This window comes from Thermodesulfobacteriota bacterium (assembly GCA_035325995.1).
Lineage (GTDB): Bacteria > Desulfobacterota_D > UBA1144 > Nemesobacterales > UBA2774 > JADLGH01.
In genome coordinates, this window is sequence record DAOKYU010000003.1 from 116,998 (window position 1) to 141,671 (window position 24,674).

A 24,674-nucleotide genomic window follows, 5' to 3' on the forward strand; every position below is an offset into this window, starting at 1 on the left:
CGTGAAGATGAAAAAGTTTATTCTCCAACTCTTTATCGCCTTGGCGATACTTCTGCCGGGCGGCGATTTCGCCTACTCTCAGGCCCAGCCCAGCAGTACCGAAATGCAGGAGCTCAAGGAAATGATAAGGCAGCTCCAGCTCGACAACGCGCGGAGAGTGGAGGAGATCGAACAGCTCAAAAAAGAGAACGCAGAAAAAATAAAGGCGCTCGAAAAGAAGGTTGACGATCTCTCGGGCCAGAAGCCTGTCATGGTGGAAGAAGGCGCGCCCGGCAAGCCTGCCGCGCCTGCCGCGCCTGCGGCACCGGTAGCGCCGGGAGAAGCCACGGAGGAAGAAACCCTGAAAGCGGCCGAGGAAGAAGAGCGCGACGCCGGCGAGGAAGATTTCTTCGAGATGGTGAACAAGGGCGAAAAACCCTATAAGAAGCTCGTCGACGAAGGGCCGTTCCAACTCACCTGGGGGGGATACGCCGACATTCTCTTCTCCTGGTACGGTTACGGCCCGGACCAGACGCGGCCCGGCGGATCGGGCGACGACAACAGGCTCGAATTCGACATGACACGGTTCGTTCTCGAGCTCGAGGGCGAGATGTTCGCGGGGCTCGGCTTCGAGGCGGAGATAGAGTTCGAGCACGGCGGCACGGGCTCTACATTCGAAATCGAGTACGAGGAATTCGGCGAATACGAGCAGGAGATCGAAAAGGGCGGAGAGGTGTACGTCGAAGAGCTCTACCTCTATAAAAAATTCAGCGATTGGGGGAAACTCAAGGCCGGGCGTTTTTACCTTGCGTTCGGACTCATGTCGTTCCTGAGCAAGCCTACGGATTACCTGGCAGCTAGAAGACCCGAATCCGAGACGATGGTCATACCGGCCGTATGGGACGAGATGGGCGCAAGCTTCCAGTATTACGCGACAGACAGCCTCAATCTCACGTTCCAGGTTGTAAACGGGCTTGACTCGACGGGCTTCGGGTCGCTTAACTGGATACGCGGCGGACACCAGGGGAAATTCGAAACCATAAAGGCGACGGGGCTCGCGATGGTGGGCAGGATCGATTACAAGTTCCTCGACTACGGGCTTCTCGTTGGCACGTCGGCCTACTACGGCTTCGACACATCGGCCAACAGGCCCAAGGACGATCTTCCAAACGTGGACGCTCCGATACTGCTGCTCGACGCTCACGCCATATTCAACTACGGAAGATGGCGCGGAAGCGGTCTCTTCGTATGGGGGCACCTCTGGGACGCAGCCGAGATCTCGGAAAGGAACGCGAGACTTTCGAATAACCTCGACGTACCGAGGACCGCCGTTTCGGACAACGCGATTTCGGCATGGGCCGAGCTCGGCTACAACATAAACACATACGTCGGACTCGATCATCTCCACCGTCTCGAGCCCTTCTTCAGGGTCGATTACTACGACACGATGTACGACCCGCGGAACGACCTCTTCGACAACCCGAGGTACGAAAGAACAGTGCTCACGGGCGGGCTGTCGTATACGTTCGCAAACGCAGTCTTTCTAAAGCTCGACTACGGCTACAGGATGATCGCCGCGAGCGACATAAGCAACGAAAGCACGATAGACCTCGCCTTCGGGTGGGTCTACTGATTTTACGAGACGAATTGCCGGTGCTCACAGCTTCTGATTACCCGTGCGGAAGGAGCCGGCCTTCCAAACGGGGTGTATACACGCGGGGCTTTCGCTTATAATAACTCTGATGTTCGGAGATAAATTCCGGAAGGCTTACATCAAGACCTCAGGCGCAGGGATAAACCTCGTCCACGGGGGCGAGGGAAGGCCTTTGCTTCTCCTTCACGGCTATCCCGAGACGCACGTCATGTGGCACCTGACCGCGCCCGAGCTCGCAAAACATTTCCACGTCGTCTGCATTGATCTCAGGGGTTACGGCGACAGCTCGAAACCCGAATCGACGCCGGACCACCATACGTACTCCAAGCGCGCCATGGCCGAGGACTGTGTCGAGGTCATGGAGGCGCTCGGCTTCGGTAGATTCTTCGTCGCAGGGCACGACAGGGGCGGACGCGTGACGCACAGGCTTGCGCTCGACCATCCGGACAGAGTGAAAGCCGCATGCGTGATGGACATAGCGCCGACGCATACTATGTTCAAAACGGCCGACAAGAATTTCGCCACCGGATATTACCACTGGTTCTTCCTCATTCAGCCGGACGGCCTTCCCGAGAGGATGATAGGGTGCGACCCCGAATATTATCTAAGGGAGAAGCTCGGGAGATGGAGCGCGCCCGGCGCGGTGTTCGACGAAGAGGCCGTCAGGGAATACGTCCGGTGCTTCGGCTCGCCCGAGGCGATACACGCGAGCTGCGAGGATTACAGGGCTGCCGCGACGATAGACCTCGTCCACGACGAGGCCGATTTCGAAAAGAGGATCGAATGCCCGCTGCTCGTACTCTGGGGCGGGAAGGGATTCGTACACAGGACATACGACGTCCTCGCCACGTGGAGAGAGAAGGCCATTGACGTCAGGGGCGGGCCGCTCGACTGCGGGCACTTCCTTCCGGAAGAAAAACCGGAAGAGGTTACGGACGAGCTCCTTAAATTCTTATCGTCGATCTGAACCTTGCCGCAAGTATTCTCCACGGTTACCCTTGAGCCCTGAAAAGTAATTTGCCTAAAGCACCGGACACGATCCGGCCCCGGAGTAGACTAGGAGAAAATGCGATGAACAAGAGAATGGCGATTCCGCCCGACGGCGGCGACAGCTTCGACTTCGGCGGGTTCGGCGTACACTGGAAGATAGAAGGTGAAGAGACCGGGAAGAGGTTTTCTGTCGTGCATCACCCGCTTGCTCCCCGCGCGCTGGCAGCGCCTCTTCACTATCATCACAACGAAGACGAATACTCGTACGTCGTCCAAGGCACGCTCGGCGCACTCCTGGGCGACGAAGTTGTGACCGCCGGCCGGGGCTCGTGGGTATTCAAGCCGCGCGGGCAGTGGCACACGTTCTGGAACGCGGGCGACACGCCGTGCCTTATAATCGAGGTCATATCCCCGGCGGGGTTCGAGAACTATTTCCGCGAGGTGGCCGCCGCCTGGGGCGACCTCGGCAAGTTCGCCGAGATAAACAAAAAGTACTCGCTGGATATGGACTTCGGCAGCGTGCCCGCTTTATGCGAGCGGTTCGGCCTCACGTTTCCGAGCCTCTAAAGCGTAAGCGCAAATTTTCCACTCGCAAAAGAGGCTGCGCGCTACACCCCTGCGTCACTGCCGTGACCGGGATGTAACGCGCACACCGTCTCAGGGATCCAGCGTTACCTTCACAGGTACCGGATTCGACACTATGTCGAATACCGGGGAGCGCCTCTCCGCCAGCTTTACGAGCTCGTCTATCTCCTCCTTCGTGGCGCCGTCGGCCCTTATCCTCACCTTTATCCTTATCTCCTCGTAGCCGTTACGCTTCGCCCCTGGAATTCCGAGAAGGCCCCTGAGATCGAGGTCCCCCTCGAAGCTCGTCTCCATCTCGTCGATCCTTATGCCCTTTGCAGCGGCGTGGTAGACGAGCGTCGTCGTGATGCATCCCGCAAGCCCGTGGAGAACCTGCTCGACAGGGTTCGGCCCCCTGTCCTCCCCGAGAAGGACCGGCGGCTCGTCGTTATCGAGAACGAACGGCGCTTCCCTCGTGTGCTCGTTACACGCACCGTAGAAGCCGTCGACGAAGGACCTGTTGAGCCCTCCGGTAATCCACTGATTCCTGTTTCGGAACTGGAACTTCGCGGCCCCCGCGTCGCAGCTCATAAGGGCTATAGCACGAAATATTCCGTCGACGTTGACCCCGTTCAAAACCTTGTCTTCTGTGGTGTCCTTTGCCAGTTCTGACATTTTACTTACCTCCTTATTTAGATTTTGTTGTGTGTCAAGAACTGTTGAAACAAAAGTGCAAGGGGCATGCCAATCTGCTTCGGCAATGGAATATGTAATTATTTCAATGAGTTAACAATACCCTCCTATGTTCGGCGATATTACGGGATTTCGTAATTTACGAGACTTCGCGGATCGTCCTGACGATATCTCGCGAACATCCGTAACCACGGGGGCGTCTCGCCCGCCTCCTCCGAAACCTAACCCGCCGTGGAGATTGAACTATTGAAAATTTCCTCAAATTCGGCACGGAGGTTGCCATACTTCATCCAAACAGAGCGGGATTCGGTTCCCGAAATCAAAAATGGAGGTAAGCAAGATGGCGATAAGATGTCCGGCAGGATTCGACACGGAGTATCTGAGAGAAAGGGTTTACGAGACCTACGACAGGGTCGCCCGTGAGCCTCGCGGCGAGTTCCATTTTCACAGGGGGCCCGTGTATGCGTCGGGGTATCTCAAATACGATATGGAAGAGCTGATGGCGCTCCCGGAAGAGAGCACGGCCAGTTTTGCTGGCGTGGCCAATCCCCACAGAATAGGTAAGATCGCGCCGGGGGAAACTGTTCTCGATCATGCGTGCGGGGCCGGCATGGATCTCCTGCTGGCGGCAAAGCGCGTCGGCCCCGGGGGAAAGGCGATAGGCGTAGATATGACGAAGGCGATGCGCGACTGCGCCGTAGCCGCCGCACGTAAAGCCGGGATGTCGCATTACGTGGATATACGGGAAGGCGTTTTCGAAGAGCTGCCGGTGGAGGACGAGAGCGTAGACGTCGTTATATCGAACGGCGTCGTGAACCTCGCCCCGGACAAGGAAATAGTGTTTCGTGAAATCCACCGCGTGCTGAGGCCCGGAGGAAGGCTATTCCTGGGCGACGTGGTGGTGCAGAGGGAGCTGAAGCCCGAAGCGAGGGAAAACCCGGACCTGTGGGCGGCCTGTATAGCTGGGGCGCTTACCGAAAAAGAGCTGCCCGAAATCGCCGGGGCCTGCGGCTTTACGGACTGCCGGGTGACGGAGTACTTCGACTGCTTTAAAAACACGTCGGCGGAGGTGAAGGTTTCGAAGGACCTTTACGTCCAGGGGATCAATTTCTTTGCGAAAAAGCCCTGAGATCCCTATATATAAGGAAGAACGGACGACCGGGCAAAGAGCGTGACGTAGGGACTATCCCCCGCGCTTTATTCCGAGGGCTTTTATCCGCGAGCCGAGAGTGGTCGAAGGCACCCCGAGGAGCATCGCGGCCCCCTTTTCGCCCGAAACGCGCCAGCCCGATTTTTCGAGCGCCGCGACTATGTTGCTCCTTTCGAGATCGAGGAGCTCCTTATGCGTGAGGATGCGCCTGTCTCCGTCGGCCTCGGGAGCCGGGGCCGTCCGGGTAGTCCTTATAGAACCCGCCGGGAGCGCGCTGTCCAGGTTGAGCTCACCCGCTCGGGAGGTAATTACGGCGCGCTCCATCACGTTCTGAAGCTCGCGCACGTTGCCGGGCCAGTCGTATGACGTGAGCCTCTCTATCTGCTCCCCTGTAAGAGGCTTCACGGTCACCCCGATCTTGCGCGCAAACCTCTCTGAAAAAATGGCCGCGAGCGTTATTACATCCCCGTTCCGCTCCCTGAGCGGAGGTATGTCGAGCGGAAACACGTTCAGCCTGTAGTAGAGGTCTTCACGGAATTTCCCCTCCTTCACCATACGCATGAGATCCCTGTTGGTGGCCGCTATAACGCGCACGTCCACCCTCCGGATCTCGGAGCTCCCGACAGGTTCGAATTCGCCTTCCTGGAGCACGCGGAGGAGCTTTGACTGGAGGTCGAGCTGGAGCTCACCTATCTCGTCGAGGAAAATCGTCCCGCCGTCAGCGAGCGAGAACCTCCCCTCTCTCTTTCCAGTGGCGCCCGTGAAAGCGCCCTTCTCGTGCCCGAAGAATTCGCTTTCTATAAGCCCGCCCGGTATGGCAGCGCAGTTGACCCTTATGAGCGGCGAGTCGCTCCTTAAACTCTCGGCGTGCACGGCCCTGGCTATGAGCTCCTTGCCCGTTCCCGTCTCGCCCGTTATCAGCACCGTTGCATCAGTCCTGGCCACCCTCGCTATGTTGTTTATTACTTCGCTCAGGGCGGGGGAGTTGCCCGCGATCTCGCCGAAGTTTCTGAGCGAGTTAATCTCTTCGTTAAGATAATCGGCCTTCTCGGAGAGGGCTTTTATACGCCTTTCGGCTTCGAGCCTTTCCTCTATATTCCGGAGAATCACGGTGTAGAACCTTTTCTTTTTCATCTCGAACTGGGAAACCGTGGCTTCGGCCGTGAAAACTCTTCCGTCCGAACGCCTGGCCGACAGCCCTCCCGCGACCCATAGAAACCGCCTTCCCTCCGGGAGCACGGCGAGCTCGGAAATAATTCCCCTCAGCCTGGCCGCGCTTTCTCCGGAGAGGAAGTCGAGGAAGCTCTTTCGCCTGCACTCGGATATCCCGGTCCCGAACACACCCTCGGCAGCGGGGTTCAACATGCTGACTTCGAGCATGTTGTCGAGCTCGATGATGGCGTCCATGGCGCTGTCCACGAGGCGGGTCAGCTTTTCCTCCCTCTCGCGTACGCCCGTCTCGGCGCGGAGTCTCTGTAGCTCGGCCGAAGCGCGCGCCGCGAATATCCTGAAAATCGCTTCGACGCGGGATTCCTCGGGCATGGGTTTTGAATCGAGGACCGCCAGATGACCGAGCACGTCCCCCTTAGGATCGAGAAGTGGTACGCCCATGTAGCTCACAGCACCCATCGGGCCGAGGTCCGGGTCGTCGGGGAAGAGATTGACCACATTGTCTTCGATGCGGAAGATGGTCTTTCTCTCCACTACGAGCTCGCACGGGGTGCCGGATACACGGTATTCGTACTCGTCCACCCAGCCGTCGTCCAGGCGGAAGGCAAGAGAGCTCAGGCGCCCGGCCTCGGGGAGATACTCCGTCACCCACGCGCCCCTTGTGCCGAGCACGGCGGCAAGATTCCGGACCAGCGCTTTGAAGAACCCCTCGCCCGTCTCGGCGGCTGTGCCTTCCACTATGAGCCTGAGGGCTTTTTCTTCGTCCATCGCGTGCTGGCCGTGCTCGATCTTTCGCCGCATTCGTCTACCTCGTTTCTGAGTTTATACAGAGCTCATACGGGTCCCGCGAATATAATAAAAGCAACCATATATCATTTCAAAAGGAGTGATTTAACTGTAAAGAGTATCAGGACAAAACGATCAGGGCGAGAAGTATGCGTATCTCACAAAACAGGCATCCATGAGAAGCCCGGGTGCATCTTATTTCACGAGGAAAAGCCCCGCTGTTGAATAATCCGGTTTTCCCGGAAACTATATTTTTAATACCGATACCGCGCGGGCCGTATACATAGCCATATGCCGAGGTAATCCCAATGACGACCGATTCCATGCCAAGAGCTGAGCTGAAAGAAAACCGAAAGGCGGGCGAGCCCGAGACGATCTCCATACTCGCGGGCGACGGCTTTACGATAAGGGGCTCCATGTGGCGGAGCCCCGGGCCCGATTCTGCGGACAGGCCCGTCGTCATAATAAACGCGGCGAATTCGGTCAGGTGCAGATACTATTCCCGCTTCGCCTCGTTCCTGTTCAGGAACGGCTTCGACGTGATAACTTACGACTACCGCGGCATAGGTGTATCCCGGCCGGCCACACTCAGGGGATTCGACGCCGGATGGATAGACTGGGGAGAGCGCGACTTCGACGCCGTCATAAGATTCGCTCGGGACACGTTCCCCGGCCGGCCTATAGACGTCGCGGCACACAGCGTAGGCGGGTTCCTCATCGGCTTTGCGGAATCGAGCCGTCTCGTCCGGAGGATCTTCACCATGGGAGCGCAATACGCCTATTGGCGGGACTATGCGCCCGGCAAGAGGGCGGGAATGTTCGCCAAATGGCACGTCGCCATGCCGCTCCTGACGCTCCTCTTCGGCTACTTTCCCGGAAAGAGGCTCGGATGGCTCGAAGACACGCCCAGGAGTATAGTGAGGGACTGGGCGCGCAGCCGGCCGCGCTTCGAAGATGTCCCCGGCGGGAGCTGGGCGGCGCGCTATCCGGACAAACGAGTATTCCTCGACAGGTTTGAAGCCGTCACCGCCCCTACCTTAGCCGTAAGCGTCTCGGACGACGAGTTCGGGACCATACCGGCGGTGGAACGCCTGCTCTCCTACTACACCGGCAGCCGGCGGACACATCTCAGGATCCCGCCCGGGTCGATAGGCGAGCCTTCGATCGGACATTTTCCGTTTTTCAGTGGCAAGTTCGAAGAGAAGCTCTGGCGCATTCCGCTGGAATGGCTAAAGTCAGGAAAGATAGCTGAAGACTGGCCCGGCGAGATTATAACGCCCGAATGCCGCGGCTGAGCCGGATATAGACCGGATGTGGAATTCAAGGAATCCGCGCGGGCGTGGGAAATCTTCCCGCCCCGCGCGGAAAGGAGCTTTTTATAATCAATCGGGCCGCTCGTTGGCCGCCGTACTTCAGTGCCTCTGGCCGAGCTGGGAATCGAGAAGGAGGATTGCCGAGCTGTTGTCACCGGCCAGCTTTAATTTATCGAGTATCTCGGTGGCAGACTTTTCTTCCTCTACCTGCTCGTGTATGAACCACTGAAGCTCGACTGCCGTCGCGTGGTCGTTCTCGCTTATGGCCTTCTCGTAGAGCTTGTTTATCATCCCTGTGACCTCTCTTTCGTGATCGAGGGCCTGCTGGAAGATGTCGACGAGCGACTTGAACTTCGACTGGGGCTTTTCGATGCCCTGGAGTACGACCTGCCCGTCCCTGTCGACGATGTAATCGAAGAGCTTCATCGCGTGCTGGAGCTCCTCCTGGCTCTGTTTCCTCAGCCACTTGGCAAAACCCGTCAGGTTCTGCGACTCGCAGTGGGCCGCCATCGAAAGATAGGTGTAAGAAGCGAAATATTCGTTTTTAATCTGATCGTTCAGGGCATCCTGAATTTCTTTACTCAGCATAATAGCCTCCTCGCATGGTTGATGTGTCAGGGCACCTTCCGGCCTCTGCCCTTGTCACTAAAATTATGTCATAAAATGGAATTAAATACAAGTAATTATCAGGCGGAAATTATTACCAATTAGAATTTAGCTTCCAGGGGCCTCATGCTATATAAGTGTTGTAAACACTGTAATTTTGAATAAATACGGCGTATTCAGCGCCATTTTCTGGCAACGAGATAGTAAAAGCCCAGGAGCCCGCCTATAAGCCAGACAATGATTCCGAGGCCGAGCTTCCCCTGAGCACCGAAAGACTCGGGAAGGGAATAAGCCGCAAAAAAGGAGACCGGGGTCCAGAGAATCAGGAATACGGCAATGGCGGTCAATGAAGTCCCCGCCTTCCATTTTGAGTCATTTCCAATAATAATACTCGCAAAATCGGGACGAGGGGACACCACTGTCCGCCCGAAGAATCTCTAAAAAAATGACCGAAGCCGACGCGAAGGGCAAAAAGAGGGAAACCCTCAGCTGGTGTATGTACGACTGGGCGTATTCCGCCTTCGCCACCGTCGTTATCTCCGCCGTCCTGCCGGTTTACTACAGCCAGGTCGCGGCCTCGAACCTCGAAGGGCACATCGCGACCGCCTATTGGGGATACACCACCGTCATCACCCTTTTCATAGCCGCCGTACTCTCCCCGGTCGTGGGCGCAATCGCCGACTACTCCGGCATGAAAAAGCGTCTTCTCCTTCTATTCGCCGCACTCGGAATATTTTCGACCGCCCTTCTTTACTTCATCAAAACAGGGGACTGGCTCCTGGCTTCTCTCTTTTTCATTTTCGGGAACATAGGCTTTACGGTCTCCGAGGTCTTCTACAACTCGATGCTGCCCTACGTGGCCAGGCCGGGGGAGATGGACCGGGTGTCCATAAAGGGATACATATTCGGCTACACCGGCGGCGGCATCCTTCTGGCTATCGACATAGCCATGATCGAGCTCATGTCGGACAAGCTCCTGGCGACGAGGCTATCGTTCCTGACCGTATCTCTCTGGTGGGCCGTTTTTACGATCCCGCTAATTCTTAACGTAAAGGAGCCCCCGGGCGGGCGGAAGGGCGCCCGGGGCGTAAACCCCCTGACGGCAGGATTCAAAAGGCTTTCGGAGACTTTCAGGGAGCTAAGGAGGTACAGGGAGCTCGCCCTCTTCCTGGCGGCCTTCTGGATCTATAACGACGGCATCGGGACCATAATAAAGATGGCGACGATTTACGGGGCCGAGATAGGCATAAGCCAGACGGCGCTCATCGGGGCCCTCCTCATGACACAGTTCGTCGGCATACCGTTCTCCTTCGCCTTCGGACGGCTCGCGGGGATTATCGGCACGAAGAACTCGATCCTCCTCGGGCTCTCGGTGTATACGGCGATCTCCATAGGCGGCTACTTCATGGAGAACGCCGTTCACTTCTGGATACTCGCGTTCCTCGTGGGGACGGTTCAGGGAGGCACACAGGCCTTAAGCCGCTCCATGTTCGGCTCTATGCTGCCCGGGGACAAGACGGCCGAGTTCTTCGGATTTTACGGCATGAGCTCGAAGTTCGCGGGTATCGTCGGCCCCCTCGTATTCGCCGTCGTCTCGCAGACGACGGGGTCGAGCCGCCTGAGCATTTTCTCGCTGATAGCCTTCTTCGTCATAGGGGCCGCGATGCTCTCGCGCGTCGATGTCGAGAAGGGAATACGGGCGGCCCGGGAAGGGAAGGTATCCACAGATCCGGATACTCCGGGGGCGTAAAGATATCCACAGATTCGCCGGGGTGCGAAAATTCTCTTTTTCTTCCAACCCCTTGCGCCCGCGGGCAAGAATATCCACACCGGAAAGCTACACGCAAGCGCCACTTACCGCAATAAGATGCAAATACACGTGTCGATTTAGCATTTTTGTATAAGTTGCTGTAATAACTGAATAAAAAAAATAAACTTGACAATGTCTTTCGGCATCTGTTAGGATGTACCGTACGGATTAGGGTGGGGCTTAATTCACATACAAACCAGCACTACGATTTGTCCACAGGCTGTTGATGGATTGTGGATAAATTGCCTTTTTCAAGATGGAGGAATGATAGCAATTGGCCACTAAACGTACGCCCCTTAAACATAATCTGAGAACGATCTTCAACAGGCAAAAAGACGACGGAAAAGGGCTCGAGCAGTTCATGAGCAAGTCCATACGTCCGGGGAAATCCCACCAGAAGACAGCGGCCGAAAACACCGGCTCGGGGATTTGGGAAAGCGTCCTCGAAAGGATACAAAAGAAATCGAACCCGCAGGTCTTCTTCTGGTTCGCCCCCCTAAAACCCGTCGCCGAAACCGGGATATCCATAACCCTCGCCGCCGGGAGCGAATTCGACAGGGACTGGATAAACAACCACTACCTCGACTTCATAAGCGATACGATAAACGAGGTGTGCGGAAAGCGGCTCGAGGTTTCCGTGGTCGCCGATCACGAGAGGGCGCAGGCCGCTCACGAAAAGAAGGACAGGGACGAGCACAGGGAAAAGCCCGAAAAGGAGACGAAGGCTTCAAAGCTCTTCACCGGGGTCCTCAACCCGAATTACACGTTCGACAGGTTTATAGTAGGGCCGAGTAACCAGTTCGCCCACGCTGCGTCTACGGCGGTCGCCAGGAAGCCCGGAGAGGCTTACAACCCCCTCTTCATATACGGAGGAGTGGGGCTCGGAAAGACGCACCTTATAAACGCGATAGGGAATCACATAATCAAGTCCACTTCCAACATGGCGCGCGTGTGCTGCATATCGGCGGAGCACTTCACGAACCAGGTCATAAACAGCATCAAGTCGAACAAGATGGAGGAGTTTAGGAACCGCTACAGGTTCGGCTGCGACGTTTTGCTCATAGACGACATACAGTTCATCGCCGGAAAGGAGAGCACGCAGGAGGAGTTTTTCCACACCTTCAACACGCTCTACGAATCGAAAAAGCAGATAGTCCTTTCGAGCGACAAGTCGCCCAAAGACATGTCCTATCTCGAGGAAAGGCTCCGCTCCAGGTTCGAGTGGGGTCTCATCACCGACATACAGCCGCCCGAGACCGAAACCCGTATAGCGATTATAAAGAACAAGGCCGAATCGGAGGGGACGGCGCTTCCCGACGAGGTCGCCCTCTATCTGGCGCAGAACACGACTTCCAACATACGCGAGCTCGAAGGGACGCTCACGAACATCATGGCCCACGCGAAGCTCCTTAACACAGAGATATCGCTCGACCTCGCAAAGGACGTCCTTAAAAACATCCTAAAGCAGCACGATAGAAAATTCCTCAGCATAGAGAGCATACAAAAGGAAGTCGCCGGCTACCACGGCCTCAGGGTGCAGGATTTAAAATCAGCGAAGAAGCAGAAGAACATCTCCGTCCCGAGGCAGATAGCCATGTACCTCGCCAGGAGATACACCGGGGCTTCCTATCCCGAGATAGGCGAGAAGTTCGGCGGAAAGGATCACTCGACCGTAATACACGCCGTCAAGAAAATCGAGGGCACCCTCGGGAAAGACCCTGCGCTCGAAAATGCGGTGAAGGCGCTTTGCAGAAGAATAGAGGGCCTTACCGGCGGATAAGCGGTGGAAAGGCCTGTGAATGAAATTGTGGATAAAAACCGGTTTTGCGTTTTTACACCGTTCCTGTGGATGAATGTTGATAACCAGTCTTTTTAATCAACAGGGTTACAAACACCAAAAATCTTGTGTTTCTAGCCGGATGGGATACATTTTCACATTCTCACAGGGCCTACTATTACTACTGCTGAGAATATAGAATAATGTTTTAAAAAATAGCAGGAGCAGAGACCATGAAATTCAAGACTCGGGTAGAAGACTTTGCAGTAAAGCTCGGTCTCATCCAGGGCATTTCCGAGAGACGGGCCACCATGCCTGTACTATCGCACGTTTTGCTTAACGTCGCGAAAAACAGGATAGGGATTTCCGCGACCGACCTCGAAACGACCATGAGCACGTGGTCGCCGGCCGAGGTTTTGAAGGAGGGCGCACTGGCAGTGCCCGCGAGAAAGCTCTACGAGATCATAAAGGAGCTCGAAGGCGGGGACATAGAGGTCGAGGAGATAGGCAACCACTGGATAGAAATAAGGACGTCTTCCGCGGTCTTCAAGATAGCGGGTCTTCCGAGCGACGATTTTCCGATAATACCCGAGCTTCACTCGGACCATCTCTTCTCTGTCGAAAGCTCCCTTTTGGAGGAGATGATTTCGAAGACCATATTCGCGGTTTCGCCCGACGAGCTCAGGCGTAATCTCGCCGGCATATATTTCGAGGAGGCGGGGAGCAAGAGCCTCCGGCTGGTGGCGACGGACGGACACAGGCTTTCCCTCGTCGAAAAGAACATAGACAGCAGGGTTAAGTTTGAGAAGGGGTTTGTGGTTCCCAAGAAGGGCGTGGCCGAGCTTAGAAAGGTGCTCAAGCTTACGGATAAGGTTAGGATAGGCGTCGGGGACAGCTTCTTCATGGCCGAGGGAGAGGATATAGTCCTCGTGGCGAGGCTCATAGACGCCGACTTCCCGGACTATAAGCAGGTGACGCCCGAGGTGACGAAGGCTACGCTCACGCTCAAGAAAGGGGAATTTCTGAGCGCCCTGAAGCGCGTGTCGATTCTCTCTTCCGAAAAGACCCGGAGCGTTAAGTTCGTAATAGACAAGGACGGGATGACGCTCATATCGGTCTCGCCCGAAGTAGGCGAGGCGAAGGAAAAGATAGCGGTCGAGTATTCAGGCGAGCCCATGGAGCTCGGTTTTAATTCGAGGTATCTCATGGACGTCCTCGAGGTAGTGACCGAGGAAAGGGTTCAGATGGGCCTTATAGACGAGCTCAGCCCTGCCGTGTTGAGGCCCGAGGGCGAAGAGGTATACCTCTCCGTCATAATGCCGATGAGGGTCTGATAGAGGCGCGGGAGCGCGCGTAAGCACATCGCACGATGCCGTCCCCGGCGTCTTGGGATGAAGACGCGCCTTTCGCGTGAATCCGTCTCCGGTGCTTTCGGTCCGCAAAAAAATTTTGCGCAAGTCGGCCCGGGTCCGCAGTCGGTATACTTTTACCGGTGGCCGAATGTTAGACCTCGTCTTTCCCAAAACGTGTCCCGGGTGCGATTCCGCGATCGATGAAAACGAGAAGCTGTGCGGGGATTGTCTCTCCGGCATAACTTTTATAAGCGGATTGTCGTCGTGCGCCTGCTGCGGGATTCCGTTCGGGTTTTACAAGGATAAAAACGACTACGTGGTTAGAGGGAAGAACGAGGGGCATCTCTGCGGAAGGTGTCTTACGGAATACTATAGTTTTTCGAATGCCCGCTCCATAGCGTTATATGACGGTAAACTTATAGATATAATCTACGGATTCAAGTACAGGGGGAATCCCGGGCTCGGCGATTTTCTTTCCGGGCTCCTGGCGGGCGGCATGCCCTACGGCTCGGACGAGTTCGATGTCGTCGTCCCGGTTCCTTTGCACATAAACAAGCTCCGGTCGAGGGAATACAACCAGTCGGCCGTCCTTGCGAAGAATCTCGCAAAGAGCATCGGAGTAAAGCACGACCTTTTCAACCTAAGGAAGATAAGGGATACGATGCCGCAGTTCGAGATTCAGAAGGAAGAGGCGAGGCGGAAGAATGTAAAAGGAGCGTTTTCGGTTACGGACCCGGACGCCTTTTCCGGGAAATCCGTTCTCGTCGTGGACGACGTTTTCACGACGGGCTCGACGACCGACGAATGCGCGCGGGCGCTTTTGAAAGCGGGCGCTTCGGAAGTAAGGGTTTTGACGGTGGCCAGGGCGAGGTGGGCATAAATTCATTTGACTTTAAAGGGCCCTTACTTTAAATTTAAAGCGGAAGATTAAGTAATTTACTTAAACATGTACGGAAGATTTGCAGGACTCGATATAGGGAAGAAGGAAGTAAGGATAGCCTTAATTAACAGGGGATTGAGAGAAGTCCAGCTCCTTCAGACCATACGCGCCGAAATCGGAGGCGACCCGTCCGGGGCGCAAGAGAACTCCCTGGGCAATGTATTCAGGGAATATTCCCTTCCGAGGGGCGATGTAGCGGTTTCCCTCACGGACGACCCGGTATCGGTAAGGGTGATGAAGTTCCCCTTTTCGGATCCGAAGAAGATAGACCAGGTCTATGAATTCGAGCTCGAGAACATCTCGACGTTCGAACCCCAGGAAAAGATACACACGTACCATCTTATAAAGAACGCCTCGGGCGGCGAGGCCCTCGTCTGCGTCTTCGAAAAAGAGGACGTAGAGGGTATCCTTGGGCATCTTAACGAAGAGGGCATAGACCCCAAGGTTCTGACCTACACGCCCGCGGCATTCGGGGCGCTGGCGGATATAGTCGAGGGACAGAGGCCGCTCGTACTGGTCGATATAGGCGAGCGGGAAATCAGCTTTACGCTATTCGACGATTCGGGGTTTAAGCGCGGGAGGTCCTCGACGAGGGCGATTGCGCTCTTTATGGAGAATCTGGGCGAGTCGGGCGGCGGGGGCGAAGAAGACAGGTTCGGATTTTCGAAGGGGAAGCTGGAGCACGCCGAAAGCAGCCTCATGAAAGAGGCCCTTTCGCCGATCATAAGCGAGATCAGAAAGACCGTTCAGTTTTTTGAAAACGAGACCAAGGACAAGGTAAAGACTATACTCGTTTCGGGTTCGATGTCGCGTATCCAGGGCCTGTCGGAGCTTTTGAAAAACGAGCTCGGAAGGGACGTAAAGAAGCTCTTTATCCCGGACCTCGGCGTCGACAACTCGCCGCTTTACGCAAAGGCCTATGCGCTTGCGTTTTACGGGAGCTCTTACAGGGGCGGCTATCTCAATTTCAGAAAAGACCAGTTTAAATACCAGGGCGCCGATCGTGAGCTCCGCAAGGTGTTCATGGTCCCGGCGGTCCTGTTCGTCGTGCTCGCCGCTCTGCTCTTGTATAATATGACGTCCAGATATTTCGAGCTTAAAGATCAGGTGAGCGTGCTCGAGGCGCAGGTGGCCCGCGAGGTGAAGGAGACCTTCCCCGACGTTCAGACGATCCCGCGTCCCGCCGAGTACATGCAGTCGGAGGTGGCGAAGGTGAGGGAAAGGCTCAGCATGATAGAGGGCGTCGAGGGAGCGAGCACACCGCTCGAAATCCTGAGGAATCTTTCAGGCAGTCTCCCGCCCGGGATGAGCCTCAGGGTGAACGACATAAAGATAGAAGGAAATAACGGCGTAAAGGTGCAGGGGCTATGCGATTCGTATCAGGAAGTGGCCGAGATAGAGGAGGCTCTCTCCAAGTCCGGCAAATTCGAATCCGTAATCAGGAATCAGACGGGTAACGCCGTCGACGGAAAGACGAAATTCGAGATATCCCTCGTACTCAAGCGCGAGACATAGATATGGAATTAGGCTCTTTAACCGAGAGTATAAACAAGGCGGTGAGGTCCGCCCGTGAAAAACTGGCGCAGATTTCCTCGACGGAGCGCGACAGGAGGGCTGTAATAATCGGTGCCGCCGGTCTCTGTCTTCTCATTCTTTATATAGTATTCCACTCGATTTCCTCGGGTACGGACAGGCTCGAGAAAAGGGTTACGCAGCTCGAAACGGAGCTCGGGAGGATACAGGAGCTCAAGACCGAATACGAAGATTCTCAGAAAAAAATCGCGGTTCTTTCCAGCAAGATAAAGGAAGAAAACGAGCCGCTCATATCTATTGTCGAGCAGATACTCCTTTCGGAGAATCTCGACAGAAAGAATTTCTCGATAAGGGACGTCAACCTCCGGACCTCGGACTCGGAAGATTTTTACGAGGAGAGGAGCATAGACGTCGAGCTCAAGAACATATCGCTCAAGGACCTTGTGGACGTGCTGTACAAGATTCAGAACGCGCCGTCCTTTCTCAAGGTATCTAACCTTAACCTGAGCACGAAATTCGACAGATCCGACTCCCTTACCGTCAAGCTCCGGGTCTCGACGTTCCGCTTTAAAGAGGTAACCTGAAATGAAAGAGAAAATAAAAAAATATAAACACATAAAGCCCGTATCTTACACGCTCTTCTTTCTGGTCGTATTCACGCTGTTTTTATTCATGACCTTTCCGGGCGACATAATAAAGAAGCGCATAATCGCGGAGATAGAAAGCAATACTCCATACAAGGCCGACATCCAGAACGTAAAGGTCTCGCCTCTTTTGAGGATAAACATGGAGGGGGTAAAGCTCTCGAGAGCGAGCTCCGTTTTCCTGGAGCTCGAAAGCCTCGATCTCAGCCCCTCGCCCCTTTCGGTTTTCTCCGATAACCCCAAAGTGCCGTTCACGGCAAGGCTCTGGGGCGGCGAGGTGAGCGGAAGCATCCGGATCAATAAAACGACCGGCCGCGTGAGCGAGCTCGACGCGACGCTCGAGAGCGTGAGGATAAACTCCGTCCCGTCTCTTTTTTCCGAGGAGGCCGAAAAGTCCCTCAGCCTGGGCGGCGTGATAGACGGGAGAGTCAACCTCGTTATGACCCCTCCGGCGAGCGGGGACATACAGTTCGAGATAACGGGGCTCAAGCTCGAAAACATGAAGCTCAAGGGCATCACGCTACCCAACCTGACTGACCTCACGTCCATGTTCAAGGGCACCGTCGAGGGTGACATGACCAGGATAGATCAGTTCAGCATCGCGGGCGCGGACATAGACCTCGACATAACGGGCACGACGCCGCTCCCCTGGGAGATACAGAACGGCGGGGTAATAGATATCGGCTACAGCCTTCAGATGAAGGGCGGGCAGATGGCGAAGTACAAGGGCCTCCTCTCGCCCTACCTCGCGACGCAGAGGGACGGCAGCCTCGGCGGCAAGATACTCGGCACCGTCGCGAACCCGAGGTTCGAGAAGAGCTCCATAACCAGATTCTGATACGCCTGATCGGGGCGGTCGGCCGCCTTTACTAGGACGTCTTTCATGAATGAAAGAGAGTTTGAAAAAGAGCTCCTGGCCGAAGGGTTCTCGGGGATATTCGTCCACAGGGACGGCCCCGGCGCCCGCTATCCCGACCATACGCACGGCGGCATTACCGCCCACGTAGTTCTCGAAGGCGAGATAACGATTACGAGCGAGGGAAAGACTGTAACCTACGGCCCCGGGGAAAGATTCGACGTTCCCGCCGGCGCCGTCCATTCGGCCGTCATAGGCCCCTCGGGCTGCCGCTATATGATAGGGGAAAAGTAGGCGCGGGCCGGCCCGCATACCCGCGCTCCGGCTTGCGCTGATTCACCGTTTCTGCACATATCCCCGCGGGTTCTCTGTATGGCAGTTCACATTTGAAGTGCAGCGGACTGGAGAATGAGTAGAAAACTTCGGCCGGGGTTTTAAAGCCGGGACATTTTCTCTGGGCCCAGTCCGCCGCATCTGTCTCGTGAACCGCGCGGCCAGGCCCGGTCGTCTGCATAGGCGGGCCGCTCCGCCGGGCCGCTCCTTCTTGCTTCCCCGCGATATCGCCCCGGCCGCGCGATCCATACTCGCTGCAATTTGCCGGACCGTTTTACCGCTTTTCCGCATACGGGTAGTCATGCAGCGATCCTCCAGCGAGGGATGAGCGCATCTTCTTCCCATAACGACGACACCTTGGCACAGTGCTGCACTTCGTTTGTGAACTTAACGATTCGGTGCTTTGCGCCCGGTGCTTCCTTCGCGGAGCAGCTTTGTGCTATTCTTTTCCGAGGAGGTGACCGCTATGCGAATAAGGGGTTTGATTGCAAGCGCTTCGCTTTTGACCGTTCTATCTCTCGCCCTCACTCTGCCGCTGAGCGCGGAAAAGAAGCCCGAACCCGAGCAGGAGATGAAGATACAGGGGCTCGGATTCGACCAGCTCATGCAGGCGCCCGTCGTCCTTCTGGCGAACGAGAAGAAGGAGACAATGCTCCCCATATGGATAGGCCTCTGCGAGGCGAGGTCCATCGAAATCGGCCTGTCCGGCGCGGTGCCCCCGCGCCCGCTTACGTACGACATGGTGGCCGCGATGGTGAGGACGATGAACGCCGAAGTGAAGAGGATTGTAATCACCGACCTGAGAGACCAGGTCTATTACGCACAGGTGGAGATGTCGGTCGGGGGGAAGCTGTCGCGCATAGACGCCCGTCCGAGCGACGCCCTCGCCCTTGCCGCCCGCATGGAATCCCCTATATTCGTCAGGAACGCAGTTATCGAAAAGGCCGCGCTTATAGATTCGGACGTCGTTCAGAGGGAGCTTTAAGGGATTCCCGCTAAGTGCCAACGGCGTCGGGCCGGCGTTCTCTTTTCCGTGCGACGAAGGCCTTATTGACATATATTTTCACTGTCGCTATCATTCTCATCAAACCGCATTGACCGATAGATAATGGGCTCCTCTGAAGATCTCCGGAAATTAAGAAAAAAGATAGACGATCTCGACACCGAAATACTCATGCTCTTAAACAGGCGCGCCGAGGTTGCTCTCGGCATAAGGGAGCACAAGAAGGAGAACTTCGTCTGTGTTTACGATCCCAAGAGGGAAAAAGAGATAGAAAAAAAGCTTAGGGAGCTCAATACCGGCCCGCTCTCGGGCGATTCGGTCCTCAGTATTTACAGGGAAATAATCTCCGCATGCCGGGCGCTTCAGTATCCGCTCAGGGTTTCGTATCTGGGCCCGGAGGGGAGCTTCACGCACCAGGCAGCTTACAACGAATTCGGGGGCTCCGCCGAGCTCGTCCCCGCCGGGAGCTTCGACGAGATATTCGACGAGGTCGAAACCGGCCGGGCGTCCGTGGGCGTCGTGCCCGTGGAGAATTCGAGCGAAGGCTCTGTAGGCACGGTGCTCGATCTCCTTTCGGCGTCAAGTCTTACGGTTTCGGCCGAGCTATTCGAGAAAATAAATCATTTTCTTCTTTCGAAGTCCGACAAGCTGAGCGGTGTCAAGGTGGTCGCGTCCCATCCCCAGGCGCTGGCCCAGTCGAAGAAGTGGATAAGTAAAAAACTGCCCGACGCGAAGATAAGAGAGACGTCGAGCACGGCCGAGGCGGCGAGGCTAGCCTCGCGAAGTAAAGATATAGGCGCAGTTGCCGGGCTTCATTCGGCTTCCATCTACAAGCTCAACGTCCTCGGAAGGAACATCGCCGACAGCAAGCGCAATACAACCAGGTTTTTCGTAATCGGCCGCCAGATGAGCCCCCCCTCCGGGGACGACAGGACGTCCATCGTTTTTTCTCTGAAAGACAAGCCCGGCGAGCTCCAGAAGGTATTTTTCCAGCCCTTCGCCGAGGCGCGCGTGAACCTTAGCAAGATAGAATCGCGGCCCTCGAAGGAAAACCCCTGGGAGTACCTCTTCTTCGTCGATTTCAAGGGGCACCGCGACGAAAAGCCCATTGAAAAGCTCCTGGCCAAGCTCGCAGGCAACTGCGTTTACCTGAAGGTGCTCGGCTCCTATCCGGTCGGCGACCCGGGAAGATAACGCTTCCCATCTCCTTGCTCTATCCGTTTTCCGGAATATCCGGAAGGCAGGTCCATGGCCGGACAACCTGCGGAGTTCTCCGGATTTATACTTTATTATACGGGACGAGGTCGTCGGGGGATGTCTGGTAGCTATAGGGAAGGCTTATGCTGAACTTGCTTCCCGTGCCTTCTTCGCTCTGAACGTCGATTTTTCCGCCGTGCATCAATACGATGTGTTTTACGATACTGAGACCGAGGCCGGTACCCCCGAGATTCCGGGACCGCGTCTTGTCCACCCTGTAGAATCTCTCGAATATTCTCGGGAGATGCTCCTTCGGTATGCCTATCCCGGTGTCCTCTATTTCCGTCAGCACGGCGCCGCCCGAAGACGATACCCTGATGGCTATCTTACCGTCCTCCGGCGTGTACTTGACCGCGTTGTCTATGAGATTTATGAACATCTGCTCGAGGAGAAACCTGTTCGCTTTTATCCGGTTGGAGTCTTTGTCCATGCAGAGCGATACTTCGAGATCCTTTTCGGCGGCCGCCGACCTGAGCGCTTCGAGTGAAGATTTTATCACTTCGTTTACGTTGATCTCTTCGACGTCGGCATCGACCGCATCTCCGAAGGCGGTGTCCCTGCTTTCGACTTCGGACAGCACGAGCAGGTCGGACACTATGTTTATAAGCCTGTCCGTATGGCGCTTTATAATCCCGAGGAAGTGCTCCCTGTCCTCCGGGCTCTCGTACGCCTCCTCTTCGAGTGTTTCCGTGTAACCCTTTATGGCGGTGAGCGGGGTTCTCAGCTCGTGGGATACGTTGGCAATGAAATCGGCCTTTATCTTTTCGAGCCTCTTGAAGTCCGTAATGTCGAACATGACCACGATGATGCTACGGTCCGGGGAATCGAGCGGTATGACGTTTACAAAATAATGTCTCTCGTCCGGATATAGATAGAATATCTCCTTACTGTCGGGCGTTCTTTTCTCGAGGACCCCCTCGACGAGCCTCGTGAGCTCACGGTTCCGTATTATCTCCCAGAAAGGCTTTTTCCCCGGCTCTTCCTTAAGGTTGAACATGTTCCGGAGGGCCTTGTTGATTATGATGACATTACCGTCGCTGGATATAACCATGACGCCCTCGCTCATCGCTCCGAGGACCGCTTCGAGCTGGTTCTTTTCGCGGGAGATTTCCTTGAAGAGCCCGCCCAGGTTGCGGGCCATCTTGTCGAGGGCGCCCGTTATGCGGGACGCCTCGTCCCCATTGCCGGCGACTGGGATGCCGACGTCGAGGTTCCCCCTGGCCAGCTCCTCCGAGATGCTTATAATTCCCGATAGCGGGCGCGTCGTTCTTTTGGTGATGATGAAGAAGAGAAGCGCCGCGACCGCCGCAAGGAGCGCACCGATGTAGACGACGCGTTTTTCGGCCGGCGAGGGCTCGCCCCATATCGAGCCGAGCGGTAGCGCCGTCCGGACGGCCGCTATTGTATTTCCGGCTCCGTCCTTTACGGGGACGGCGAGATAATACATGTCGCTTTCGAGCTCGCTGCTGTACCGCCGGCTTTTGCCGATGTTTCCCGACAGGGCTTCCCCGACCTCCGGACTGTCGGAATAGCTCTCCCGCGGACGGGTGATCTTATGCGAATCCCCGAGGGCGTTTCCGCGCCGGTCTATAACCGTTACCCTCATGTCAGTCCTGCCGCCGAGATTTTTTAAAAGAGAGTCAACATCGACCTGTCTTCCCTCTTCGACTGCGGGCCTTAATGTTTCGCCCACGACTTTTGCCGACGTCAGGAGCATTTCCCCCGTGACCGATTCGTCATAGCTCCTGAGCTCGCCGATGACGAGGAACACGAACAGGGAGATTGTTATGAGGATTATTAAAACGGAGGCAAGGAATTGTTTCCAGAATATGCTCAATAGCCGCCTACTCTTCTAGTTTATACCCGATGCTTCTTACGGTTTTTATAAGGTTCCCCGCAGTGCCGAGCTTTTCCCTGAGGTTCTTTATGTGAACGTCGATCGTCCTGTCGTACACCAGCTTGTCGTCGCCCCAGAGCCTCTTTTTCTTAAGAAGCTGGTCCCTTGTAAATACCCTTCCCTTACCGCTTGCGAGGACTTCGAGTATCTTGAATTCCGTGGTGGTGAGGAGGACCTTTTCGTTGTCCACCGATACCTCGTATTTCTCGGTATTGATGGCGAGCGGCCCGATTTTTATCTCGTCGTCCTCGGAATCCCTGGCGCTCGTCCTTCTGAGGACGGTCTTCACCCTGGCGACGAGCTCGCGCGGGCTGAAGGGCTTTACTATGTAATCGTCGGCCCCAAGCTCGAGCCCCACAACGACGTCCGCCTCGGAGGCCTTGGCCGTCAGCATTATTATCGGCACCGATGCGGTGCTCGCCTTGTTTTTAAGAATCCTGCAGATCTCGAGGCCGTCTATACCCGGAAGCATTATGTCGAGGACCGCCAGATCCGGGACGACGGAATTCACGTAGGAAAGAAAATCCCTCCCGTTGTGGAACTCCTTGACCTGGAATCCCTCTCTTTTCAGATGATGCCCTACGAGCTTGACTATGTCCTCTTCGTCGTCTACTACCGTTATAAGTTTTTCAGTCATTCAACCTAACCTGTATTAAGTATATAGGAAATTTTACCTTTAGAATAAACGATAACGCCCGCCGTTCAATGATTCCCCAAGTCCGTTAACCGTATCTTAACATCGATTTCACATCATATTAACCCGGCTCTTTTATCTTGATAGTCCAAATTCTTGTAAAGGAGGAAGTGCGAGATGAAAACTCTAGCGAAGCTGCTATTCGCCGCTGCGCTCGTTTTACCGCTCTTTGTGACAGACGCGGCAGCGCAATCGACCAAGCAGCAGATTGAGGAATTACAGGAGCAGATACGGCAGTTACAGCAGCAGAACCAGCAGCAGATCCAGCAGCTCCAGCAGCAGGTACAGACGTTACAGAATGCTCAACAGCAGTCGGACCAGACGCTTTCTCAAATCAATCAGAAACAGGTTGAGTCGGAAGACGCATGGTACAACAAGTTTATGGCCAAGTATGACAGCGGTTTCGTCTTTGAATCGACCGATAAAGCGGGGATGCCGTTCAAGATGAAATTCGGCATACTCGCCCAGATTCAGGGTTATGTAAATGATACGGACGATGAGAACGTAGCGACAAACTTTCGTCTCAGAAGGCTTGAGCTATCGTGGTCTGGTATTGCGTTCGCACCCTGGTTTTATTATAAGTTCATGATTGACCCCACCAGCAGCCAGCTGATGAAGGATATGTATTTCACAGCTCAGTACGTGAATACGATCGGTCCCAGGATCGGGCAGTGGAAGGTTCCTTTCAACAAAGAAGAGCTGCAGTCATCTTCGGCCCTCCAGCTTGTTGAAAGATCTATTGTTAACGAGCAATTTTCACTTGAGAGGGATCGCGGTTTCACGCTCCAGGGCGCCCTCGGAGCACATAATAATTTTTCATATGCCGTGGGTATATTTAACGGGGACGGTATAAATGGGACAAGCGTCGATTCGAACATGCTCTATGTCGGCAGGATTCAGCTGGGACTGGGCGGAGACGGCGATGACAAGTTCGATGCGAACGGCACATATGCAACGGCGAAAGATTACGGTCTTACCCCCAATTTCGCCAAGGCTCCTACCTTAGTGATAGGCGCCGCCGGTTCTACGTTACCGGGTCTCAATTGTGATGTAAAACAGCCCAACGGCAACGTTTGCGACAGGATAGCGGACCTGGGATTCGGGACGGATGTGGACTTTAGCCAGGTAACCGGTGACATCATGTTCAAGATGCCGTGGTTCAACATAGAGGGTGAGTACGACGGCAGATGGCTAAATCCGTCCACCGGCGGTCAGGGTACTGCTTACGATCAGGGCTTTAGGGTACAGGCTGGTGTGTTCCTTCTTCCGAAGACATTTGAATTCGCGGCAAGGTACGCATATATCGACTATGATACGAGCGGCAGCGTAGTACCTCCGGGCGTCAGCCTCGAAAGCTCGCAGTGGGAATTAACGCCGGGCGTCAACTATTACCTTTCCAAATCTCACAAATGGAAGGTTCAGCTAAGCTACTCGTTTATAAGGAATGAATACACTCAGAACGCTCCCGATATAGACGAGAACATCGTCAGGGCGCAGGTACAGGCCAACTTCTAATCCGGCCGGGTACTGATGGGTGAACGAATAATGAGAAAATAGATCATCTCCCTTTAGTTCAGTCCGAGACCTCCAAAACCCGCTGCCGGGTGCAAGCTCCGGCAGCGGGTTTTTTTATTGCCCTATCCACTTCTATTAATATTAATAAGGTAAACATA

The 24,674-nt window shown here is 55.3% G+C and carries 22 protein-coding genes; 16 read left to right on the forward strand and 6 right to left on the reverse strand.

Features of this window, described 5'->3' with window-relative positions:
- The first annotated feature begins 7 nt into the window (after nucleotides 1-7).
- The 3 genes from PKC29_05330 (at nucleotide 8) to PKC29_05340 (ending at nucleotide 3,190) form a co-directional block, all read left to right on the forward strand.
- Entirely contained in the window at nucleotides 8-1,612 is a 1,605-nt protein-coding gene (locus PKC29_05330; GenBank protein ID HML94832.1) for a porin, read from the forward strand.
- A gap of 109 nt (nucleotides 1,613-1,721) precedes the next feature.
- Entirely contained in the window at nucleotides 1,722-2,600 is an 879-nt protein-coding gene (locus PKC29_05335; GenBank protein ID HML94833.1) for an alpha/beta hydrolase, read from the forward strand.
- 104 nt (nucleotides 2,601-2,704) lie between these two features.
- Nucleotides 2,705-3,190: a cupin domain-containing protein gene (locus PKC29_05340; GenBank protein HML94834.1), complete on the forward strand. Its 486-nt coding sequence runs from the start codon at nucleotides 2,705-2,707 to the stop codon at nucleotides 3,188-3,190.
- Between the two features lie 90 nt (nucleotides 3,191-3,280).
- On the opposite strand, the gene PKC29_05345 is transcribed toward PKC29_05340, so the two are convergent.
- A complete protein-coding gene (locus tag PKC29_05345) occupies nucleotides 3,281-3,862 on the reverse strand; it encodes an OsmC family protein (protein ID HML94835.1) in 582 nt (193 codons plus the stop codon).
- 358 nt (nucleotides 3,863-4,220) lie between these two features.
- Between PKC29_05345 and PKC29_05350 the strand changes: the two genes are divergently transcribed.
- Complete coding sequence (locus PKC29_05350; GenBank protein HML94836.1) at nucleotides 4,221-5,009, forward strand: methyltransferase domain-containing protein; 789 nt, start codon at nucleotides 4,221-4,223, stop codon at nucleotides 5,007-5,009.
- A 54-nt stretch (nucleotides 5,010-5,063) separates the two neighbouring features.
- On the opposite strand, the gene PKC29_05355 is transcribed toward PKC29_05350, so the two are convergent.
- Complete coding sequence (locus PKC29_05355; GenBank protein ID HML94837.1) at nucleotides 5,064-7,001, reverse strand: sigma 54-interacting transcriptional regulator; 1,938 nt, start codon at nucleotides 6,999-7,001, stop codon at nucleotides 5,064-5,066.
- Nucleotides 7,002-7,309: 308 nt separating this feature from the next.
- Between PKC29_05355 and PKC29_05360 the strand changes: the two genes are divergently transcribed.
- Complete coding sequence (locus tag PKC29_05360; GenBank protein ID HML94838.1) at nucleotides 7,310-8,281, forward strand: alpha/beta fold hydrolase; 972 nt, start codon at nucleotides 7,310-7,312, stop codon at nucleotides 8,279-8,281.
- Nucleotides 8,282-8,398: 117 nt separating this feature from the next.
- On the opposite strand, the gene PKC29_05365 is transcribed toward PKC29_05360, so the two are convergent.
- Together PKC29_05365 and PKC29_05370 are read right to left on the reverse strand one after the other, a co-directional pair.
- Nucleotides 8,399-8,887, reverse strand: a complete 489-nt coding sequence (locus PKC29_05365; GenBank protein ID HML94839.1) for a ferritin — start codon at nucleotides 8,885-8,887, stop codon at nucleotides 8,399-8,401.
- A 194-nt stretch (nucleotides 8,888-9,081) separates the two neighbouring features.
- Nucleotides 9,082-9,252: a hypothetical protein gene (locus PKC29_05370; protein ID HML94840.1), complete on the reverse strand. Its 171-nt coding sequence runs from the start codon at nucleotides 9,250-9,252 to the stop codon at nucleotides 9,082-9,084.
- Nucleotides 9,253-9,350: 98 nt separating this feature from the next.
- On the opposite strand from PKC29_05370, the gene PKC29_05375 reads away from it, so the two are divergent.
- The 10 genes from PKC29_05375 to pheA all read left to right on the forward strand — a co-directional run bounded on the left by PKC29_05375 (nucleotide 9,351) and on the right by pheA (nucleotide 20,347).
- Nucleotides 9,351-10,655 carry an MFS transporter gene (locus PKC29_05375; protein HML94841.1) on the forward strand — a complete coding sequence of 435 codons (1,305 nt, stop codon included), beginning with the start codon at nucleotides 9,351-9,353 and terminating at the stop codon, nucleotides 10,653-10,655.
- Nucleotides 10,656-10,989: 334 nt separating this feature from the next.
- Entirely contained in the window at nucleotides 10,990-12,495 is a 1,506-nt protein-coding gene (dnaA, locus tag PKC29_05380) for a chromosomal replication initiator protein DnaA (GenBank protein HML94842.1), read from the forward strand.
- Between the two features lie 230 nt (nucleotides 12,496-12,725).
- Entirely contained in the window at nucleotides 12,726-13,826 is a 1,101-nt protein-coding gene (gene dnaN, locus PKC29_05385; GenBank protein ID HML94843.1) for a DNA polymerase III subunit beta, read from the forward strand.
- Nucleotides 13,827-13,992: 166 nt separating this feature from the next.
- Complete coding sequence (locus PKC29_05390) at nucleotides 13,993-14,724, forward strand: ComF family protein (protein HML94844.1); 732 nt, start codon at nucleotides 13,993-13,995, stop codon at nucleotides 14,722-14,724.
- Nucleotides 14,725-14,790: 66 nt separating this feature from the next.
- Nucleotides 14,791-16,299: a hypothetical protein gene (locus PKC29_05395; protein HML94845.1), complete on the forward strand. Its 1,509-nt coding sequence runs from the start codon at nucleotides 14,791-14,793 to the stop codon at nucleotides 16,297-16,299.
- Between the two features lie 2 nt (nucleotides 16,300-16,301).
- Nucleotides 16,302-16,901, forward strand: a complete 600-nt coding sequence (gene pilO, locus PKC29_05400; GenBank protein ID HML94846.1) for a type 4a pilus biogenesis protein PilO — start codon at nucleotides 16,302-16,304, stop codon at nucleotides 16,899-16,901.
- Between the two features lies 1 nt (nucleotide 16,902).
- On the forward strand, nucleotides 16,903-17,799 hold the full coding sequence (gspN, locus tag PKC29_05405; protein HML94847.1) for a type II secretion system protein GspN: 897 nt from the start codon (nucleotides 16,903-16,905) through the stop codon (nucleotides 17,797-17,799).
- Nucleotides 17,800-17,844: 45 nt separating this feature from the next.
- Nucleotides 17,845-18,111, forward strand: a complete 267-nt coding sequence (locus PKC29_05410; GenBank protein ID HML94848.1) for a cupin domain-containing protein — start codon at nucleotides 17,845-17,847, stop codon at nucleotides 18,109-18,111.
- A 505-nt stretch (nucleotides 18,112-18,616) separates the two neighbouring features.
- Complete coding sequence (locus tag PKC29_05415; GenBank protein HML94849.1) at nucleotides 18,617-19,135, forward strand: bifunctional nuclease family protein; 519 nt, start codon at nucleotides 18,617-18,619, stop codon at nucleotides 19,133-19,135.
- Nucleotides 19,136-19,258: 123 nt separating this feature from the next.
- Nucleotides 19,259-20,347, forward strand: coding sequence for a prephenate dehydratase (gene pheA, locus PKC29_05420; protein ID HML94850.1), 1,089 nt, complete (start codon nucleotides 19,259-19,261; stop codon nucleotides 20,345-20,347).
- Nucleotides 20,348-20,432: 85 nt separating this feature from the next.
- On the opposite strand, the gene PKC29_05425 is transcribed toward pheA, so the two are convergent.
- Together PKC29_05425 and PKC29_05430 are read right to left on the reverse strand one after the other, a co-directional pair.
- On the reverse strand, nucleotides 20,433-22,247 hold the full coding sequence (locus tag PKC29_05425; GenBank protein ID HML94851.1) for an ATP-binding protein: 1,815 nt from the start codon (nucleotides 22,245-22,247) through the stop codon (nucleotides 20,433-20,435).
- Between the two features lie 7 nt (nucleotides 22,248-22,254).
- Nucleotides 22,255-22,944 (reverse strand): response regulator transcription factor, encoded by a 690-nt coding sequence (locus tag PKC29_05430; protein ID HML94852.1) that lies wholly within the window; start codon nucleotides 22,942-22,944, stop codon nucleotides 22,255-22,257.
- A gap of 174 nt (nucleotides 22,945-23,118) precedes the next feature.
- Here PKC29_05430 and PKC29_05435 point away from each other — a divergent pair, with 174 nt between their 5' ends.
- Nucleotides 23,119-24,516, forward strand: a complete 1,398-nt coding sequence (locus PKC29_05435; protein HML94853.1) for a porin — start codon at nucleotides 23,119-23,121, stop codon at nucleotides 24,514-24,516.
- Nucleotides 24,517-24,674: the final 158 nt, after the last annotated feature.

Coding starts and splice junctions, on each gene's coding strand:
- PKC29_05330 (HML94832.1), top strand. CDS start 8: ATGAAAAAGTTTATTCTCCAACTCTTTATCGCCTTGGCGATACTTCTG.
- PKC29_05335 (HML94833.1), top strand. CDS start 1,722: ATGTTCGGAGATAAATTCCGGAAGGCTTACATCAAGACCTCAGGCGCA.
- PKC29_05340 (HML94834.1), top strand. CDS start 2,705: ATGAACAAGAGAATGGCGATTCCGCCCGACGGCGGCGACAGCTTCGAC.
- PKC29_05345 (HML94835.1), bottom strand. CDS start 3,862: ATGTCAGAACTGGCAAAGGACACCACAGAAGACAAGGTTTTGAACGGG.
- PKC29_05350 (HML94836.1), top strand. CDS start 4,221: ATGGCGATAAGATGTCCGGCAGGATTCGACACGGAGTATCTGAGAGAA.
- PKC29_05355 (HML94837.1), bottom strand. CDS start 7,001: ATGCGGCGAAAGATCGAGCACGGCCAGCACGCGATGGACGAAGAAAAA.
- PKC29_05360 (HML94838.1), top strand. CDS start 7,310: ATGCCAAGAGCTGAGCTGAAAGAAAACCGAAAGGCGGGCGAGCCCGAG.
- PKC29_05365 (HML94839.1), bottom strand. CDS start 8,887: ATGCTGAGTAAAGAAATTCAGGATGCCCTGAACGATCAGATTAAAAAC.
- PKC29_05375 (HML94841.1), top strand. CDS start 9,351: ATGACCGAAGCCGACGCGAAGGGCAAAAAGAGGGAAACCCTCAGCTGG.
- dnaN (HML94843.1), top strand. CDS start 12,726: ATGAAATTCAAGACTCGGGTAGAAGACTTTGCAGTAAAGCTCGGTCTC.
- PKC29_05390 (HML94844.1), top strand. CDS start 13,993: ATGTTAGACCTCGTCTTTCCCAAAACGTGTCCCGGGTGCGATTCCGCG.
- PKC29_05395 (HML94845.1), top strand. CDS start 14,791: ATGTACGGAAGATTTGCAGGACTCGATATAGGGAAGAAGGAAGTAAGG.
- pilO (HML94846.1), top strand. CDS start 16,302: ATGGAATTAGGCTCTTTAACCGAGAGTATAAACAAGGCGGTGAGGTCC.
- gspN (HML94847.1), top strand. CDS start 16,903: ATGAAAGAGAAAATAAAAAAATATAAACACATAAAGCCCGTATCTTAC.
- PKC29_05410 (HML94848.1), top strand. CDS start 17,845: ATGAATGAAAGAGAGTTTGAAAAAGAGCTCCTGGCCGAAGGGTTCTCG.
- PKC29_05415 (HML94849.1), top strand. CDS start 18,617: ATGCGAATAAGGGGTTTGATTGCAAGCGCTTCGCTTTTGACCGTTCTA.
- pheA (HML94850.1), top strand. CDS start 19,259: ATGGGCTCCTCTGAAGATCTCCGGAAATTAAGAAAAAAGATAGACGAT.
- PKC29_05430 (HML94852.1), bottom strand. CDS start 22,944: ATGACTGAAAAACTTATAACGGTAGTAGACGACGAAGAGGACATAGTC.
- PKC29_05435 (HML94853.1), top strand. CDS start 23,119: ATGAAAACTCTAGCGAAGCTGCTATTCGCCGCTGCGCTCGTTTTACCG.